Genomic DNA, 18,733 nt, shown 5'->3' on the forward strand with positions numbered 1-18,733 from the left:
CATTCACCATTTTTACTTTTTCAAAGAATTTTTCAAGAAAGAGAGTAGATTAAATGATCCATAAAAGACTTGGAATTTATGCTATTACTGTTTTTTTATTTTCCATTTTTATAATGGCAGGTTGTTTCCAAAGAGGTCATGATACAGAACAAGTGAAAGAGAATAAAGAATCACAAGAAAATACTTTTGATAATGAGATAGAGGAAAACCAAAAGGAATTTGATAAAAATTTCGAGTTAGAAGAAGAAGAAGAAAATTCTTTCGAGGATATTTTTAATAAAGCACCAGAAGAACCTAAAGACTTGGAAGCAATTATTTCATATCCAGCCGGTCCACTATCTGGGAATGGGAAGTTAACAGGAAAAGATCCTATCATAAGTGATGAAGAGAAAGTTAACTATGTAAAAGATGTATTACCACCAATTAAGGAGAAAGATGACGTAGCCTACTTCGATCAATGGTGGCGTGCCTTTCGTTATTTATTTGCAGAGGAATATCCTGATCCAAGACAGATTATCGAAGAAATGAATTATACCCACTTTGGGAATGAGGCATTAGAAGATGAACGTTTTCATTTTAAAGATCAAATCAATGTATTGATTGTTCTTGATGTCAGTGGAAGTATGGCAAATGAAGTGGACGGTAAATCGATGCTTCAAATAGCAAAAGATTCTATCTTGAATTTTGCTTCCGATATTCCTGAGGATGCCAATGTTGGTGTTCGTATATATGGTCATGAAGGAGCCAGTACGGGATATACAAAAGAAGAATCATGCCAAGCTACTGATTTAATCTATGACTTTCAATCAGCCAATATAAGTGAGATTCAAGAGGTAATTGATCCATTGTCACCAACAGGCTGGACACCGATTGGCCTAAGTTTAGAACAGGCGAAAGAAGACTTTGCCAGGTTTTCTGGAGAGAGTAATACGAATTTAGTATATATTGTCAGTGATGGAGCGGAGACGTGTGAAGGAGACCCTGTAACAGTAGCAAAGGAGTTAGCGGAATCCGATATTCAATCAATAGTAAATGTGATTGGATTCAATGTAGGTATTGAAGGTCAAAACAATTTACGTGAAATAGCTGAAGCAGGCGGGGGGATTTATACTAATGCAGGCAATGAAGAAGAATTAAATGAAGCATTAGGCCAAGGAGAAGCATTGATTAAACAATGGAATGAGTGGAAACAGGGAGAAAAGGCTGATATTTATGAGCAGAGGAATGAACAACGAGTAAAAGCTATATATGAAAGAAATGAGTGGAGCTATATAATATCTGATGAATTTGATAATTTACGATCTGTAATTCATTTATTATCTGAAGAAGATTACATTAATAATGAGGCATATGATTACTTTTATGATAAGGTGTGGGAAAAGAGAGATTTATACATTGAAATTAAAGAAGCAGAGTATAAAGAGTTGCTAGACGAAGTGGAAGAGAAGTATGAAGAAACAATAAAAAAAATAAATCAAGAATATAACGAAAATGTTGATAGTTGAAGTATCAAAGATTAGCATTTATAGGTAATGTAATTATAAGTGTTTCCCGCATAGTTAAAAAGTCAGGGGAAACAAAAAAATATAAACAAAGGAGGAGTCCCATTGAAACCAAAACAATACATCCTTCCTATAGTTAATTTTAAAACTAAGAAGTTTAAACAATATTACAAGGTTCAACAGCTGTCGAATTTATGGGCATCGCAACAGCAGCAGTGGTTATTATCATGTTAGCATTTAACTTCTTTAGTGAAAGTGGCACTGGTGGAGGTATGATTACAACTCTATTGACTGATATAGTAACGGGAGTTAAAGTTTTATTTACTTTCAAATAATAAGTTAGGTACCATTGTGAAGTTAAGGTTACTTCACAATGGTAATTTTTAACAAATTTAGAGAGGATGGTAAAAGGCTTGGTATCTACAGATTGTTCTCGAAAACATATACTAATAGGGATGCTTATTGCTTTATTTATTATATTAACTGGATGTACAAATGATGACATAGAAACAGAACAACCTAATGAAGAGAATAGTAATAAAAAAAATGAGGAAACACGCGAAGTAATAACTGATCCTGAAAATAATAAAGAAATAGATATTGAACATGAAAGTGCTGGGGAAATGGGATCCGAAAGTAAAGATCCTTTAGAAGACCTTTTAGACCAGGCACCAGAAGAGCCCACTAATTTAGAAGAAATTATCGCTTATCCCGAAGGCCCATTAGCCGGAAATGGAGCTCTAACGGGAGAAGAACCTCTTATGGAAGAGACAGAAATGGCAGCCTATGTTAAAGATATATTGCCATCCATTGAAGAAGAGAAAGATGAAGCGTATTTAGACCAATGGTGGCGAGCATATCGTTATTTGTTTGCCGAAGAATACCCAGACCCCCGTTATATATTAAAAGAAATTAATTATAACCATTTTGGCAGTACCGCCTTAGAAGATGAGCGGTTTCATTTTAAAGACCAGATTAATGTCTTATTAATTTTAGATGTCAGTCAAAGCATGGCACATGAAGTCGATGGGAAAACGATGTTGGAAATTGCCAAGAATTCCATTTTAGATTTCGGCTCTGATTTACCAGAAGATGCAAATATAGGTGTACGTGTTTATGGTCATGAAGGATCCAGTACGGGAAAATCGCGAGAAGAGTCTTGCCAGGCATCTGATATCATTTATGGTTTTCAACCAGCAAGTACAAGTGACATAGAGCAAGTTATCGGTTCACTTTCTCCAACAGGTTGGACACCGATTGGATTTAGTTTAGAACAAGCGAAAAAGGATTTTGCTCCGTATCCAGGGGAAAACAACACGAATCTTATTTATATTGTAAGTGACGGAGCGGAAACTTGTGATGGAGATCCTGCAGTTGTAGCGAAAGATCTGGCGGAATCAGACATTCAGTCGATCATCAATGTAATTGGTTTTAATGTAGGATTAGAGGGACAAAACCAATTACGGGAGATCGCAGAAGCGGGTGGCGGAATGTATACCAATGCAGGAGATGAAGAAGAATTAAAAGAGGCATTGGGACAAGGAGATGCTTTAATCCAACGATGGAAGGATTGGAAGGAAGGCGAAAGATTTAATGTGCGAGAACAAAAAGATGAGCAAGCATTAGAAGCTATATGGGAAAGAAATCAATGGACCTACTTAATATCAGATGAACTCCATAGTCAAAATTCTGTCCTCCATGAACTATTCCAAGAGGATTATATTAATCGATCGGCATATGATTTTATGAAAGATAGACATTACGAGCAAAGAGATCTATATTCCGATGTTAAAGAAACGACCTATGAGGAGTTGCAAAATGAGATAGAAGATAAATATAAAGCTCAATTAGAAAAAATAAATGAAGCGTACGCTGAATTATATGAAGAGGAAGAATAAAAGTTTTAATTGGGTTGCTAGGAATTAAGATCCTATTGAAATAAAGAAGGGAAAGTCAGCCAATTGTAAATTCGCCTGCTTTTCAAATCTGTAAAAGTAGAGATTACTAAAATAATAGCAATTGGGACAATAAAAAGAACAACATACATGTAAATACCTCTCATTTCATAAAATTAAATCCAAAATAATATCGTATTGTGAACACACTTCCTATAGTTAATTTTAAAACTAAGAAGTTTAAACAATATTACAAGGTTCAACAGCTGTCGAATTTATGGGCATCACAGCAGTAGCAGTCGTAATCATTTTATTAGTTAGTAATTACATGGGTGATGGCGGAACAGGAGGCGGGTCTAATAGAAAATCTTCTGAAATCTGTTATTGATGGCGTAGGGGATTTATTTAAATTTAAATAATAATTAATGTCAGCAATGGTGAAGAACCAAGTCTCTTCACCATTGCTATTATACCTAAAATGGAAAAGGGTGTTTTGATCTATGACTTCTAAATTTTCAGCAACTTATTTAATTTTTGGTTTTCTGTTCGTAATGGTTTTATTAGTTGGTTGTACAAGTGAAGAGTCAGAGGATGAACCAGATATGGAAGAAAAACCTGTGGCACAGGAGACAATAAATGAAAATGCTGAAAACGAGCCAGAATTCAGTAACCAGGAAGAAAAACCAAAACAAGAATCAACCGATCCACTATTGAATTTATTAGATCGTGTGCCAGATATTCCTAGTAATATCGAAGAAATTATCGCATATCCTGTTGGGCCTTTGGCTGGCAATGGAGATATAACAGGTACGGAACCGATTATGGAAGAGGAGCAAAAAGTCTCCTACATAAAAGAGGTATTGCCTGCCATAGAAGAAGATAAAGAAGAAGCGTATTTAGATCAATGGTGGCGCGCTTTTCATTATCTTTTTGCAGAAGAATATCCCGATCCACAAAGTATCCTAAAGGAATTGAATTATACTCACTTTGGCAATGATGCTTTAGAAGATGAGCGCTTTCATTTTAAAGATCAGATCAATGTATTATTGGTTCTTGATGTTAGTGGAAGTATGGCGAATGAGATAGACGGCAAGTCAATGCTTCAGATGGCTAAAGATTCAATATATAATTTCACGTCTGGCCTTCCTGATGAAGCCAATATCGGGGTCCGGGTATATGGCCATGAAGGAGATGGTACGGAGCTTAAAAAAGAAGAGTCATGCCAAGCCACTGAGTTAATCTATGACTTTCAACAAGCCAATACAAGCGATATCCGAGATGTAATTGAGCCATTGAAACCGAAAGGGTGGACACCGATTGGTCGAAGTTTAGAACAGGCAACGGAAGATTTTTCTGCCTATCCTGGAGAAAATAACACGAACCTTGTCTATATCGTCAGTGACGGAATAGAGACGTGTGAGGGGGATCCTGTAACGGCGGCTAAGGAATTAGCGGATTCGAATATCCAATCAATTGTCAATGTGATCGGATTCAATGTCGGAATTGAAGGTCAATCCCACCTGCGAGAAATTGCAGAAGCGGGAGGCGGGATTTATACCAATGCAGGGAATGAAGACGAATTAAGAGAAGCATTGGGCAGAGGGGAAGCATTAATTCAACAATGGAAAGAATGGAAAAAAGGGGAAATAAGGAATGTTTCTGAGCAAATAAAAGAACAAGAGTCACAAGCCGTAAGAGATAAAGGGGAATGGATGGACTTAATGGCAGATGAATATTATAACCATAACTTTATTCTTCGTGCTTTACATTCAGAAGGATATATCAATAGGAAGGCTTATGAATATATGATGTCTAGATACTATGAAAGAAAAGATTTATATAAAGAAATTAGAGAAAATGAATTTGAAAATTTAGAGAAAGAAATAGAAAAAAACTATGTAAAACAACTAGAAAAAATTGAACAAGAATATGATGAATTCATGGAAGAGGAAGAATAAATGCACCCTTAAAGTCTTTTTTAGTTATTTCTAAATCTATTAAACGAAGGAGTTCATTAGATGTTAGTGAAAAAGAATCTCGTATCTGTCCTTTTCATTCTATTTCTTTTAGCTGCATGCCAAGCAGAGGAACCTTCCGAAAAATCGAATGAAGAAAACACAGATCATAATAGTGAGGAAAAAAAGGTAAGTCCAACCGATACAATCAGTGAAAAAGATGATAGCAACATAGCTGATGAAGAAGAACTGGTTGATCCATTAGCAAATCTGTTAGAACGCGCACCAGAAGAACCAGCAAATTTAGAAGAAATCATAGCCTATCCCGTCGGACCGCTAGCAGGGAACGGTAGAATTACTGGAAATGAACCAGTCATGGAAAAAGAAGAACTGGTGAACTACGTAATGGAGGTATTACCGGCAATTGAGGAAGAACAACAAGATGAGGCCTATTTTAATCAATGGTGGCGTGCCTTTCGTTATTTATTTGCAGAGGAATATCCTGATCCAAGACAGATTATCGAAGAAATGAATTATACCCACTTTGGGAATGAGGCATTAGAAGATGAACGTTTTCATTTTAAAGATCAAATCAATGTATTGATTGTTCTTGATGTTAGTGGAAGTATGGCAAATGAAGTGGACGGTAAATCGATGCTTCAAATAGCAAAAGATTCTATCTTGAATTTTGCTTCCGATATTCCTGAGGATGCCAATGTTGGTGTTCGTATATATGGTCATGAAGGGGCCAGTACGGGAAATACAAAAGAAGAGTCATGCCAAGCTACCGATTTAATCTATGACTTTCAATCAGCCAATACAAGCGAGATTCAAGAGGTAATTGATCCATTGTCACCAACAGGCTGGACACCGATTGGCTTAAGTTTAGAACAGGCGAAAGAAGACTTTGCCAAGTTTTCTGGAGAGAGTAATACGAATTTAGTATATATTGTCAGTGATGGAGCGGAGACGTGTGAAGGAGATCCTGTAACGGCGGCTAAGGAGTTAGCGGAATCCGATATTCAATCAATAGTAAATGTGATTGGATTCAATGTAGGTATTGAAGGTCAAAATAATTTAAGTGAAATAGCCGAAGCAGGAGGCGGGATTTACACCAATGCAGGGAATGAAGAAGATTTAAAAGAAGCTTTAGGTAAAGGTGAAGAGTTAATACAGCAATGGAGCGATTGGAAGACAGGAGAAAAGGTGAATGTCTACGAACAAAGAAAAGGTCAAGCATCTGAGGCTATTAAGGAAAGGTTAGACTGGGCATACTTGATTACCGATGAATTTACTAATGAAAGAAATGTCATTCATCAATTATTCATGGAAGACTATATTAACCGGTCAGCATATGAATATATGAAGGATAAATATTGGGAAAAAAGGGACCTTTATAGAGAAATTATGGATACCACTTATGAAGAATTAAGAAAGGATATAGAGGAAAACTATGAAAACCAATTAGAGAAAATTAATAATGAATATGAAGAATTAGTGGAAGAGATAGAATAATAATAACGGTACATTTACCTCAACAAGTCTTTTGTTCATGAGGGATTATACCAGGGAAAGTCAGCCAATTGTCAATTCACCTGCTTTTCAAATCTGTAAAGTAGAGATTACTATAATAATAGCAATTGGGACAATAAAAAGAACAACATACATGTAAATACCTCTCATTTCATAAAATTAAATCCAAAATAATATCGTATTGTGAACACACTTCCTATAGTTAATTTTAAAACTAAGAAGTTTAAACAATATTACAAGGTTCAACAGCTGTCGAATTTATGGGCATCGCAACAGCAGCAGTGGTTATTATTATGATAGCTATAAATTTCTTTGATGGTGGAAACGGCGAAGAGGGAGTAACCAATATATTTGATGCAATATTAGGTGGAGTATTAAAACTCTTTATGTTCGATTAATAGCAATAAGAATGGTGGAGAAAGTTTCTTATTATACATAGTTTAAACGGAGGAGGGTTTTATAATGTGTATCACACATTTAAAGAATTCGATGATTATGCTTTTCTTCTTCACGCTGGTTATAGTATTGCTTGGATGTACGGGGCAAGAAAGTGAGTCAAAACAAGAGAATGAAAGCAAAGTGGATACAGAAGAAGCTATAAACAATAATGAAGACGATGAGGAAGGGGAAGACAATAGAGATAAGGAGAATTTTAATGAAGAAGATAGCGACCCATTAAAGAATCTGATAGAACGTGCACCGGAAGAGCCTACAACTTTTGATGAAATCATTTCATATCCTGTAGGTCCATTAGCTGGGAATGGGGATATAACAGGTGAGGAACCTATTATGGAAATAGAAGAAAAAGCTGCATTCGTGAAAGAGGTGTTACCGTCGATTGAAGAGGAGGAAAATGAAGAATACATAGACCAATGGTGGCGTGCTTTTCGCTATATTTTCTCAGAAGAATATCCAGACCCTCGTCAAATATTAGAAGAAATAAACTTCACTCATTTTGGAAATGCAGAGTTAGAAGATGACCGGTTTCAATTTAAAGATCAAGTTAATGTTCTGTTGATATTAGATGTGAGTGGAAGTATGGCGAATGAAGTGAACGGCAAATCGATGCTAGAGATGGCAAAGGAATCGATTCTAAATTTTAGTTCTGATTTACCTGAGGAGGCAAATGTTGGTGTGCGTGTCTACGGCCATGAAGGTTCCAATAAAAGGGAAACGCAAGAGAAATCTTGTCAAGCAACAGAATTAATTTATGATTTTCAGCCATCAAATACCACTGATATTGAGGCCGTTTTAGAGCCGCTTGCTCCAACCGGATGGACACCAATCGGGTTAAGTTTAGAAAAAGCGAAAGAAGATTTTGAATTATTCCCTGGGGAGAATAACACTAATCTTGTCTATATAGTGAGTGACGGTGTCGAAACTTGTGAGGGTGATCCAGTGGCAGCAGCGCAAGAACTGGCAGAATCTGATATACAGTCGATCGTCAATGTGATTGGTTTTAATGTCGGAATTGAGGGACAGGCGCAACTGCGTGAAATCGCGGAAACTGGTGGAGGCATCTACACGAATGCAGGAGATGAAGAAGAACTAAAAGAAGCATTAGGACAAGGGGAAGCATTAATTAAAAGATGGAAAGATTGGAAAAATGGAGAAAGATTTAATGTATATGAACAAAGGGAGGAGCAAAAGTTAGCACTCTTAAAAGAGAGAAGCAGCTGGTATAATTTGATAGAAGATGAAGCTTCCAATCACCGTATGGTTCTGCGTCACCTATTTCATGAGGAAAATTATATAAGTCGCACAGCATACGATTATATGTATAGCAAGCAATGGGATAAAAGAGATTTTTATTTCGAGATAAGAGATACTGAAATTGAAGAGTTGAAGGAAGAAGTAGAAAAGAACTATGAAACACAACTAGAGAAGATAAATGAAGAATATGAAGAAACTGTTAATGATGACTGATAGAATGGAGTCCTATTCAATTAATAAATGCCCTTAGAGAATACTCTGTTGCTAACTTTCACCTTCTATGATTAATAGTGTCTAAGTATTTGAATATATGATGCCTACAAACTTTTTTAGAAGAGATTGATCTATTGATATTAGAAAACTGAAGTTGAAAGTTTAAAAGAAATTTAAAAACTATATCAAAGTGATTAATAACTATACTTATCAATTTATAAGGAATGCCTGTAAATAATATTGGGCGAACAAGCTTGTTTCTATAAGGTTCAAAAGTTCATTGCACAGATAACAAGGTATAAATTAAGCGAAGGGGGAGTATCGTTTGAAAGCAGCGGTACATGAAAAATGAGAAAGCTTCCATAAAGATTTATTTTATCGGTCTACTCCCGTTTATATCATAATAATAGTTGTGTTTTGTTAATGCCTATTACATTTTATTATAAAATACACCCCGAAAGTTATGGTGATATCTTTCGGGGTGTACTATTAATATCCTTTTTTAACTAAATCTAATTTACCTGTTGCTGGGTCGATAACAAGACCGTGAACAGGCACACCTTCAGGTAATAAAGGGTGATTTTCAATAACTTGTACAGATTTTTCTACTGATTTCGCAGGATCTTCAAAGCCGACTAACCATTTGTGTGCATCAACGTCAAGGCTGTCAATTTCTTTCTGGTTAATTCCTCTTTCTTTCATCAAATCAATAAAACCATCTGTGTCAAAATGATTCATGCCACAACGGTGATGAGCAATTACAAACACTTCATCAGCCTGCAGTGCATAGATAGCAACTAAAATACTTTTCATCGTACTATCATAAGGATCATTTAAAATTGCTCCAGCGTTCTTTACCATTTTCACGTCGCCATTTTTTAAATTTAAAGCCTTTGGCAATAATTCTACTAATCGTGTATCCATACATGTAAAGATAACGGCACGCTTATTGGGGTATTTATCCGTTTCGTATACTCGGTATTCGTTATTGTCCACAAATTGCTGATTAAATGTAAGTATTTCGTCTAATAACATATTTTCCCACTCCTTTGTTGTCATATACAATGATATAGATATCTATTAAGCAAAATTTTCTGCTCTATAATATAATAAAACAAGTTTCTGTTTCATTCAATTAAGTACTATTGGTTATGATATAATACCAATAGAGAAAGTCTGCATTAGTGAGGTGTGGCATGCGAAAATCAGAAGATGAGAAAGATCTTGATGTTATGGATAAAGACTTATATGAAGACATCGATCCAGAAGAAATGTACGAGCTTGTGCAGTATGAAAGGCAAAAGTTAAAAGAGAAGCAGCAAGAAGAGAAACAACAGAAAAAAACTATTCCAAAATGGATAGGGTGGACTATCGCTGCAGCCATGATTATCCAGGTACTTGCCATCTTGCCACAGACATTTTCTATTCCAGCTTTGGAGTTCATCAAAACATCTGCCAAATTAATGCAAGATGATACAGTAAAGGAATATCGAAAAGCTGTTGTAGTTATTGAAGGTGATGATAATAAAGGGACTGGATTTGTTATTTCTTCAGATGGATATATCCTGACGAATTATCATGTAATAGAAGATCAATTCCAAATCACTGTTGCCTTTCAGGAAGAGGGTCTGTACAGTGGAGAAGTGATAGAAGAATTTCCGGAAATTGACCTTGCATTGTTAAAAATAGATGAAGATGGTCTACCTTATTTAAATCTTGCTGCTGATGGGGATACCGATGCAAAAGAGGAAAATGTCCTCTTTATCGGTAATCCACTCCAGTTTAATGGAATTGCAAATCAAGGTGATTTGATTGGAGAAACAAAGTTAGACAGTTGGCATCAGCCTGTTTATATGTTAGATGCACCAGTTTACCGAGGGAACAGTGGTAGTCCAGTTATCAATCAACAAGGGGAAGTCCTTGCAGTTATATTTGCCACACAGAAAAATGATCAGCATGGTAAAGTGGGATTAGCTGTTCCCATTGAATATTTTCAGCAATATACAAAAAACTCTCCGACTGCTGATTAGCTGTTGGAGAGTTTTTTTATAGGACCTTGATAGTTTCCTGGATCCGCCAAATGCTGTTCCTGTCTGCTACCAATATAATCCAGTTCATTAAGTTTAGTAAAAATAGAAAATTTTATGTTTAAAAATCTTTGAAAAGGGTATTAACGAATAGTCTTTGTAAATAGAGACACAAAGCAATTTTAAACCCAATAATAGATATATTCTCCATTTATTAAGAATAGGTTATATAAAATTAAGAATATATATTCATCTTAGTCTATTTGAACTACAAATTGAAAATAAATCTTAATTATTTGTAAATAAACCATGGTAGATAGATAGACTTATTTCATATATTCTGTTTAAAGTACAAAAGATAACTGGTTAAAAAAATACATGAAATTTGATTGATACTGACAAAAATTATAAACGAATTTCGAATAATATAAGGACTGGTGGTGCAGAAAATGATGGAAAGCCAGTTAATGGATAGAGAATATACATTAGAAGAACAAATAGAGAGAATTCAGCGAGGTGACGAACAACTACAAAACGAAATAATTTTAGCTTACCAGCCGTTCATCGCAAAATGTGTATCAGAGGTTTGCAAGAGATACATAGAAAAGGAAAGTGACGAATTCAGTGTTGGATTGATTGCATTCCATGAAGCGATTAAAGGGTTTTCTAGAGAGAAAGGAGCGTCTTTCTTATCGTTCGCTCAGGTCATTATTAAGCGGAGGGTTATTGACTATATTCGAAAAGAACAACGTCAAAGTGTCTATTACTCATTAGATGATAATGAAAGTGATGAATTTGTAGAAAGTCCGTTAGAAGTGTCAGAAGCTAGGAAGATTTTTCAACTGGAAGAAGAATCATGGCACCGAAAACAGGAAATTATGGACCTCTCTCAAAAGCTGAGGGAGTATAATATTTCTTTTCAAGAGTTAACGGAAATCTCTCCCAAACACCGTGATGCAAGAGAATCAGCTGTTTATGCAGCAAAACAATTAGTTCAAGACCCGGAACTAAAAGAATATGTTGAGCAAAAGAAGAGAGTTCCGGTTAAAAAATTATTGAAGCAGGTACCAGTTAGTAAAAAAACTCTAGAAAGGAATCGAAAATATATTTTAACTATTTTTATTATCCTTACAGGTGATTACATGTATTTAAGAGAATACCTTGAGGGGGTAGATTTGTGAAAAAAGGAATAATTGTGGAACATAAACGAAGCTATACGATCGTCATGGATCGTCAAGGTATCTTCCATAAAGCTAAACCAGTCAAAGAAAGTGAAATTGGCACTGAAATATCCTTTGAAATAAAAGAAGGTGGATTGTCACCTTTTTTAGTGTTCCGTAAAAAAAAGAACATGAGAATGGCCGCAATGATACTGCTTTGTCTGTCTTTAGCATTTCCACTATATTTAATGACAAATAATCACCAGGCATATGCAATTGTTAGTTTAGATATCAATCCTAGTGTGAATATAGAAATTGATCAAAATTACCATATTATAGGTATTGAGCCAATGAATGATGATGCAAAAAAGCTGCTGGAAAATTTAGATCTGGAAAATAAAACACTAATAGAGGTTTCGGAAAAAATTATAGAACAATCACAGGTACAATTTGATTTGGAGAATAATGCTCCCATCCTAATGGCAGTAAGCTATTTAAAAGATGACAGTGACAATACGTTAGTTGTGCAGGAATTGGAAAACTACTTTACTGAAAAAGAATATCCTGTAGCGATATATGAAGTGTCAAAGGCGTTAAGAACACAAGCAGAAAAAGAAAATATATCACTAAATCAAATGATAGCACAAGAAATAGACGATGAGGAGACAATTGTTATCTCAGCAGATAATAGCACAGATGAAGTAGAGGAAAAGGAACAAGACCTTCCTGATTTAAATGAAGAGGAAAGAGAACTAATATATAATTTTTATTACGAACCTTCAGAAGAACAGGAACAATCTTCGGATGCAGACGACTCTACAACCCTTGAAAATCCTGATGAGCATAAAAATCCTAATATCGAAACAGCAGAAGAAACGGATATAAGTATGACAGAAATACAAGCCAAACCATCCTTGCCAGATCAGGCGAGTGATACTGCTAAGGAAAACAGAATCAAAAATTCTTCAAAAAATAACGCTGTGGGCAACGAACACGCTAACGAGAATGCTTCAAAAAACAAGGACAAGAATAAGGATGAAGCAAAAGAGTCTAACCATGCTGACAAGTTAAAAAATAACCAAAGGGGTAATGGAGTAAATAAATCTCTCGAACCTCCCGCTAACAATCACCCAAACAGAACGGACGATCATCATTAATATTTATCCAAATTTCATGTTGTTACTGTATATTGAAAAGAGAAAGGATGAACAACATGTCGAAAATTGAGCTAGCAAATTTTGAAAAGAAAATTATTGTCCGTAATATTACCTCTCATGACTTCGAACAAATATTTGCATTGCAAAAGGTTTGCTTTCCTAATATGGATCCATGGAAGAGGGAACATCTTGAAAGCCATTTACGATTATTTCCCGAAGGTCAATTTTGTGTGGAATATGATGGGGAGATAATTGGAACGTGTTCCTCTTTAGTGATTAACTTTGATGAATATGATGATAAACATACCTGGGATGATATAACGGATGGAGGTTATATAACGAATCACAACCCGGAAGGTTATAACCTGTATGGAATAGAGGTAATGGTAAACCCTGAATATAGAGGGATGAAAATTGGCAAACGTCTATATGAGGCTAGAAAAGATTTAGCTCGCAAAATGAACTTGAAAAGTATTATTATCGGCGGGCGAATTCCTAATTACCATAAGTATCAAAATCAAATGTCACCAAGAGAATATGTTGAAGAAGTTACCAATAAAAACATCTTCGATCCTGTTTTGACATTTCAAATCATGAATGGTTTTTCCGTGATGCGTATTAATCCTGGCTATTTGCCGGATGATAAAGCTTCTGCCCAATTTGCGACATTAATGGAATGGAATAATATTGATTACCGGCCAACAACAAAACGTCACTTCAAAACATCTTTCCCTGTCCGGATTACTGTCATTCAGTATATGATGAAACAAATTGAATCATTTGAAGAATTTGCGAAACAGGTAGAATATTATGTAGATGTTGCGTATGATTTCGAATCAGACTTCGCAGTTTTTCCAGAAATATTTACAACACAATTAATGTCATTTCTCGATGAAAAAGTTCCATCCAAAGCCATACGTAAACTGGCGGAATACACAGAGGATTATATTGAATTATTTACTGATCTTGCAGTAAGGTACAATGTCAATATTATTGGTGGATCGCATTTCGTGGAAGAAGATGATCATATCTACAATATTGCTTATTTATTCCGAAGAGATGGAACGATTGAGAAACAATATAAAATCCATGTCACACCAAATGAACGTAAATGGTGGGGAATACAGCCAGGTGATATGGTAAATATCTTTGATACGGATTGCGGGAAAATTGCCATTCAAATTTGTTATGATATTCAATTTCCTGAACTTACCCGTTATGCTGTTGACAAGGGTGCAAATATTATCTTTGTTCCTTTCTGTACGGATGACCGGCAGGGCTATTTAAGAGTAAGGTACTGTGCTCAAGCTCGTGCTGTGGAAAATCAGGTTTATACAGTAATTGCAGGCACAGTAGGTAACTTGACCCAGGTAGAGAATATGGATATTCAATATGCCCAGTCAGGAATTTTTACCCCATCTGATTTCGAATTCGCCCGTGATGGAATTATTGGTGAATGTAATCCGAATATTGAAACTGTTGTAGTCGGTGATGTTGACTTAGAAATATTAAGACGCCAACGTAAATCTGGAACGGTAAGACAATTGAGAGATCGTAGAAAAGACCTGTTTGAGATAAAATACAATGGGATCGATTAAATTATTGGAAAAAGCAAGTGGAGATGGAAACTCTACTTGCTTTTTTTTATATAGCTAAAAAGTTTAAAGAAGGTTGATAACAAGTTATTTTCAAATAGCGAGGAAAAAGCAGAATAAGCTGGTTATTGTGCTGTATTCACTAAAAACATAGGATTTCCATCAAGCTATCCGTAATGTGCAGTTGCAATCATAAAATTTTATACTTGTAACTCATGTAACAATGCATGATCAATATAATGTAATAGCTCTTCATGTGTATTCTGGAGCCATTCTTGTGAGATTGGATAATGGTAAGCATGAAGAAAATACTCGATTTTTTTAGCTAAAAGATCGTCATTTGTCCGTACCATTAACACTAACAAATCATCCCATTGTCCCCATAAAGTAAAGTACAAGGCTTTATCATAATCAATACTTCTCACCTTTATTTCCCCCTTTTAGGCTGTATTAAGTAGTGGAGGGGATTTCTTTACTTTACATTCCTATTGTGAGCGAATTTCAGGTTATTACACTAATTGTTTTGTGGGGAATTTGGCAAAAATTTAACCATCTTTTATAAGGATAAACCATCATGATTTTCTCATACTATGATTGCACCGCTTTAATTATGAAGGAGGGAATCCGATGAAGCTGAGAAACCCAGCTATCGTTTTAACATTAGCTACTGCCTTATCATTAGCTGCATGTGGTAATAATGAGTATGGTCAACAAGATCAGAGAAATGGAACCAATAATGTTCGTCCAATCGGATACAACCAAACATCCAATGATCCCAGGGATGATCGACAATATAACCGTATGAATGATATGGATCGAGACACCCGTTTGGGTCAAGATAATCAATATATGTTTGAGCGTGGTATGGATAATAATAATAATAACGCTCGAGGCACGGAAAATAATACCCGAGGTATGGGCAATAATAATACTGGAATGAATAACAACAATAATACTAACGGTATGGGGAATAACAACAATGGCGGGATGAACGATAATGCTCGTAATATGACCAATGAAGGTAATGGCAACAATACGACAATGAGAAATGATAATGAATATGAAGTGGCAGATAAAGCACAGAACCAAATTAAACAAGACATCCCTGAGTTAAACAATGTTTATGTAATCACAACGGCAAATAATGCTTATGTTGCTGCATCTTGGGACAAGAATGGTGAGACAACAACAAATGAGAATGAATTGAGCGATGATGTTAGAAAGCGAATCGTAAAATCAGTAAAATCAGTTGATAATGATATTGAGAACGTATATGTTTCAACAAACCCAGACTTCTTTGATTTAGTTAATCGTTATTCGGAGGATGTTGAATCAGGGGAACCAGTAGAAGGACTATTTAATCGAATGGGAAACATGATTGAAAGAGTATTTCCGAATAATGAATCATAGCAACAATCTGCCCCGCATTGTATTGCGGGGCTCTTTCTTGTGTAGAGAAAGTTGCCAAATATGTTATAATGAAACTTATTCTTGATCAACAGAAATAATGGAGGAGAGTGAGATTCATGACGAAAAAAATGAATGTAGAGAGTTTTAATTTAGACCATACAAAAGTAAAAGCACCATATATTCGTCTAGTAGGAGTAACAACAGGACAAAATGGTGATAAAGTATATAAATATGATATTCGTTTTTGTCAACCGAATAAGGACCATATGGAAATGGCTGGACTTCATTCCATTGAACACTTAATGGCCGAAAATATCCGTAACCATATTGATAATGTTTTGGATATCAGCCCAATGGGGTGCCAAACAGGATTCTATTTAGCCATTTTAAACAATGACAGCTTTAACGATGTAGCAGAAGCACTTGAAAAAACACTGAATGATGTATTAAACGCAACAGAAGTGCCAGCATGTAATGAAGTTCAATGTGGATGGGCAGCCAACCATAGTTTAGAAGGGGCAAAAGAAATTGCCAAGGAAATGTTAGCAGGGCAAGATAATTGGCATATCGTATTTGCAGACTAATTGTTCATTTCCTAGCCTATAAGTAAACATTCCATGTTTGCCTATAGGCTTTTTTTTAAAAAAAACTTGATTTAAACTCTTTATCGAAAACGAATCAAAAATAGTGAATATATCTAATGATCCATGTTAAACTATAAAATGGTTAGAAAAGGAAAGGATTGTGAACTTAACATGAATCGAGTAATCCAATATTTGAGTGAGAATAAACAAGAGAACCACGAACAATTAGTGAAATTTCTAAAAATCCCCAGTGTTAGCACTGATTCTACATATAAAAATGATGTTAAGAAAGCGGCTGATTTTGTTGCTGATTATTTAAAAGATGCAGGATTTAAACAAGTAGAAGTGCAAGAAACAAACGGGCATCCAATCGTTTTTGCTGAATGGTTAGAGGCTGGTGATCAGGCACCTACTGTTTTATTTTACGGTCATTATGATGTACAGCCAGCAGAGCCTTTAAACGAATGGAAAAGCGAGCCATTCGATCCTGAAATCAGGGGAAACAGAATTTATGCTCGTGGTGCCAGTGATGATAAAGGACAAGTATTCATGCATTTGGCAGTATTGAAAGCATTCTTACAAACAACCGGAAAATTGCCAGTGAACGTAAAGGTATGCATTGAAGGGGAAGAAGAAATTGGCAGTGCAAATCTTTATAAAATATTACGAGAGCAGAAAGAAAAGTATCAAGCTGATTTTGCTGTAATATCGGATTCAGGCATGGTTGCAAATGATCAGCCGACAATATTATACGGGTTGAAAGGGTTTACCGGATTGGAATTTACTGTTAAAGGTCCAGATAATGATCTCCATTCAGGAATGTACGGTGGTGCGATCCGTAACCCTGCAATGGCAATGGCGCATATACTAACCTCGATGAAAAACGAAGAAGAAGTCGTATTAGTTAAAGGTTTCTATGACGGAGTAGAGGACTTGACGGATGAGGAGAGGGATCTTATTGAGCATGCACCAAGTGAGGACTTCGCTGCATCAACTGGTGCAAAAGAAACAGTATCGGAAAAAGGATATACAGCAAAAGAACATACAATGGCACGACCAACACTTGAAGTAAATGGTCTATATAGCGGGTATCAGGGAGAAGGAACCAAAACAATCATTCCAGCAACAGCTACTACAAAATTAACGTGTCGTTTAGTCCCAGGGCAAGACCCAACAACTGTTCAAGACTTATTAGTGGAACATATTGAACGAAATACGCCAAAAGGTGTGACTGTAACGATTAAGAAGGAATCCCTATCTGCCAAAGCATATCGGGTGGATCCAAGCCATCCATTAATCCAAAAAGCTGCTGAAAGTTTCCAGGAAACTTTTGATAAAGAGGTTGTTTATGTACGTATGGGTGGTTCTATTCCTGTTGTAGAATGGTTAGATGATATATATAAAATTCCAGTTGTATTACTGGGTTTTGGAACACCAGACGATCGGCTGCATTCACCAAACGAAAGCTTCCCTCTTGAACATTTTGAGAAAGGGATGCAAACTATTGCAAATTACTATAATAAGGTCGGTAAATTAGGCTAAATCTTTGCAAGCATATGTTACGTATTGGAACAACCCATCCTTATTTGTGGAGGAAAAATCATGTTATTATTACTCATTATTATTAGTTTAGCGTTAGCAGCTTTAATTATTCAAATAGTTTATGTAAGGTATGTTCCAATCAGAGGGATACCTTGCATGGAGCTTATAAAGAGTGATGACAGTGATAGAATCACATTAGATATCCGTGATTATCAGCAATCTTTCACTGATGAAATTGACCATGCCATTGTTATTCCGGTTTCTTATTTGCGTAGATATTATCATGAAATACCAGTAAAAAGGATTCATATCGTTGCATCTGATCATTTAGAAAAAAATATTGCTATACGTTTTTTGAAAAATAAAGGTTTTGAAGTGATTGGTTATACACTGACTGATTGTAAGTGTAAGAAGAAAATAGGCCATTTCGCTTAATTTATTGAGAAG

General features: G+C 35.6%; 17 protein-coding genes. 15 read left to right on the forward strand and 2 right to left on the reverse strand.

Annotation, left to right across the window (positions count from 1 at the left end; all coding sequences use genetic code 11):
- The first annotated feature begins 53 nt into the window (after nucleotides 1-53).
- From ACFOY7_RS08500 to ACFOY7_RS08530, 7 genes are all read left to right on the forward strand, one after another.
- Entirely contained in the window at nucleotides 54-1,505 is a 1,452-nt protein-coding gene (locus tag ACFOY7_RS08500; RefSeq protein ID WP_390251345.1) for a vWA domain-containing protein, read from the forward strand.
- A 191-nt stretch (nucleotides 1,506-1,696) separates the two neighbouring features.
- On the forward strand, nucleotides 1,697-1,837 hold the full coding sequence (locus tag ACFOY7_RS08505) for a hypothetical protein (RefSeq protein ID WP_390251347.1): 141 nt from the start codon (nucleotides 1,697-1,699) through the stop codon (nucleotides 1,835-1,837).
- 78 nt (nucleotides 1,838-1,915) lie between these two features.
- Nucleotides 1,916-3,400, forward strand: coding sequence for a VWA domain-containing protein (locus ACFOY7_RS08510; protein ID WP_390251349.1), 1,485 nt, complete (start codon nucleotides 1,916-1,918; stop codon nucleotides 3,398-3,400).
- Between the two features lie 497 nt (nucleotides 3,401-3,897).
- Nucleotides 3,898-5,355 (forward strand): vWA domain-containing protein, encoded by a 1,458-nt coding sequence (locus ACFOY7_RS08515; RefSeq protein ID WP_390251351.1) that lies wholly within the window; start codon nucleotides 3,898-3,900, stop codon nucleotides 5,353-5,355.
- A gap of 60 nt (nucleotides 5,356-5,415) precedes the next feature.
- A complete protein-coding gene (locus tag ACFOY7_RS08520) occupies nucleotides 5,416-6,867 on the forward strand; it encodes a VWA domain-containing protein (protein ID WP_390251352.1) in 1,452 nt (483 codons plus the stop codon).
- Nucleotides 6,868-7,145: 278 nt separating this feature from the next.
- Nucleotides 7,146-7,283 carry a hypothetical protein gene (locus ACFOY7_RS08525; RefSeq protein WP_390251354.1) on the forward strand — a complete coding sequence of 46 codons (138 nt, stop codon included), beginning with the start codon at nucleotides 7,146-7,148 and terminating at the stop codon, nucleotides 7,281-7,283.
- A gap of 64 nt (nucleotides 7,284-7,347) precedes the next feature.
- A complete protein-coding gene (locus ACFOY7_RS08530; RefSeq protein WP_390251356.1) occupies nucleotides 7,348-8,811 on the forward strand; it encodes a VWA domain-containing protein in 1,464 nt (487 codons plus the stop codon).
- A 489-nt stretch (nucleotides 8,812-9,300) separates the two neighbouring features.
- Here ACFOY7_RS08530 and ACFOY7_RS08535 read toward each other — a convergent pair whose 3' ends face one another.
- The gene (locus tag ACFOY7_RS08535) at nucleotides 9,301-9,846 is read right to left on the reverse strand and encodes a beta-class carbonic anhydrase (RefSeq protein ID WP_390251358.1); all 546 of its coding nucleotides are present in this window, start codon (nucleotides 9,844-9,846) and stop codon (nucleotides 9,301-9,303) included.
- A gap of 161 nt (nucleotides 9,847-10,007) precedes the next feature.
- Here ACFOY7_RS08535 and ACFOY7_RS08540 point away from each other — a divergent pair, with 161 nt between their 5' ends.
- The 4 genes from ACFOY7_RS08540 (at nucleotide 10,008) to ACFOY7_RS08555 (ending at nucleotide 14,753) form a co-directional block, all read left to right on the forward strand.
- Nucleotides 10,008-10,841 (forward strand): S1C family serine protease, encoded by an 834-nt coding sequence (locus ACFOY7_RS08540; RefSeq protein WP_390251360.1) that lies wholly within the window; start codon nucleotides 10,008-10,010, stop codon nucleotides 10,839-10,841.
- A gap of 446 nt (nucleotides 10,842-11,287) precedes the next feature.
- Nucleotides 11,288-12,019 (forward strand): RNA polymerase sigma-I factor, encoded by a 732-nt coding sequence (sigI, locus tag ACFOY7_RS08545; protein WP_390251362.1) that lies wholly within the window; start codon nucleotides 11,288-11,290, stop codon nucleotides 12,017-12,019.
- Entirely contained in the window at nucleotides 12,016-13,155 is a 1,140-nt protein-coding gene (locus ACFOY7_RS08550; RefSeq protein ID WP_390251364.1) for an anti-sigma-I factor RsgI family protein, read from the forward strand. The genes sigI and ACFOY7_RS08550 overlap by 4 nt, the downstream gene beginning before the upstream one ends.
- A gap of 56 nt (nucleotides 13,156-13,211) precedes the next feature.
- The gene (locus tag ACFOY7_RS08555) at nucleotides 13,212-14,753 is read left to right on the forward strand and encodes a GNAT family N-acetyltransferase (protein ID WP_390251366.1); all 1,542 of its coding nucleotides are present in this window, start codon (nucleotides 13,212-13,214) and stop codon (nucleotides 14,751-14,753) included.
- Between the two features lie 197 nt (nucleotides 14,754-14,950).
- Here the strand turns inward: ACFOY7_RS08555 and ACFOY7_RS08560 are convergent, their stop codons facing one another.
- Nucleotides 14,951-15,175, reverse strand: coding sequence for a YhdB family protein (locus ACFOY7_RS08560; protein WP_390251368.1), 225 nt, complete (start codon nucleotides 15,173-15,175; stop codon nucleotides 14,951-14,953).
- Nucleotides 15,176-15,377: 202 nt separating this feature from the next.
- On the opposite strand from ACFOY7_RS08560, the gene ACFOY7_RS08565 reads away from it, so the two are divergent.
- From ACFOY7_RS08565 to ACFOY7_RS08580, 4 genes are all read left to right on the forward strand, one after another.
- Nucleotides 15,378-16,160 carry a YhcN/YlaJ family sporulation lipoprotein gene (locus ACFOY7_RS08565; RefSeq protein ID WP_390251370.1) on the forward strand — a complete coding sequence of 261 codons (783 nt, stop codon included), beginning with the start codon at nucleotides 15,378-15,380 and terminating at the stop codon, nucleotides 16,158-16,160.
- A gap of 116 nt (nucleotides 16,161-16,276) precedes the next feature.
- The gene (locus ACFOY7_RS08570; RefSeq protein WP_390251372.1) at nucleotides 16,277-16,744 is read left to right on the forward strand and encodes an S-ribosylhomocysteine lyase; all 468 of its coding nucleotides are present in this window, start codon (nucleotides 16,277-16,279) and stop codon (nucleotides 16,742-16,744) included.
- Nucleotides 16,745-16,915: 171 nt separating this feature from the next.
- The gene (locus tag ACFOY7_RS08575; RefSeq protein ID WP_390251374.1) at nucleotides 16,916-18,286 is read left to right on the forward strand and encodes a dipeptidase; all 1,371 of its coding nucleotides are present in this window, start codon (nucleotides 16,916-16,918) and stop codon (nucleotides 18,284-18,286) included.
- A 60-nt stretch (nucleotides 18,287-18,346) separates the two neighbouring features.
- Nucleotides 18,347-18,721 carry a rhodanese-like domain-containing protein gene (locus tag ACFOY7_RS08580; RefSeq protein WP_390251376.1) on the forward strand — a complete coding sequence of 125 codons (375 nt, stop codon included), beginning with the start codon at nucleotides 18,347-18,349 and terminating at the stop codon, nucleotides 18,719-18,721.
- Nucleotides 18,722-18,733: the final 12 nt, after the last annotated feature.

This window comes from Gracilibacillus xinjiangensis (assembly GCF_042651765.1).
Classification (GTDB): domain Bacteria; phylum Bacillota; class Bacilli; order Bacillales; family Amphibacillaceae; genus Gracilibacillus; species Gracilibacillus xinjiangensis.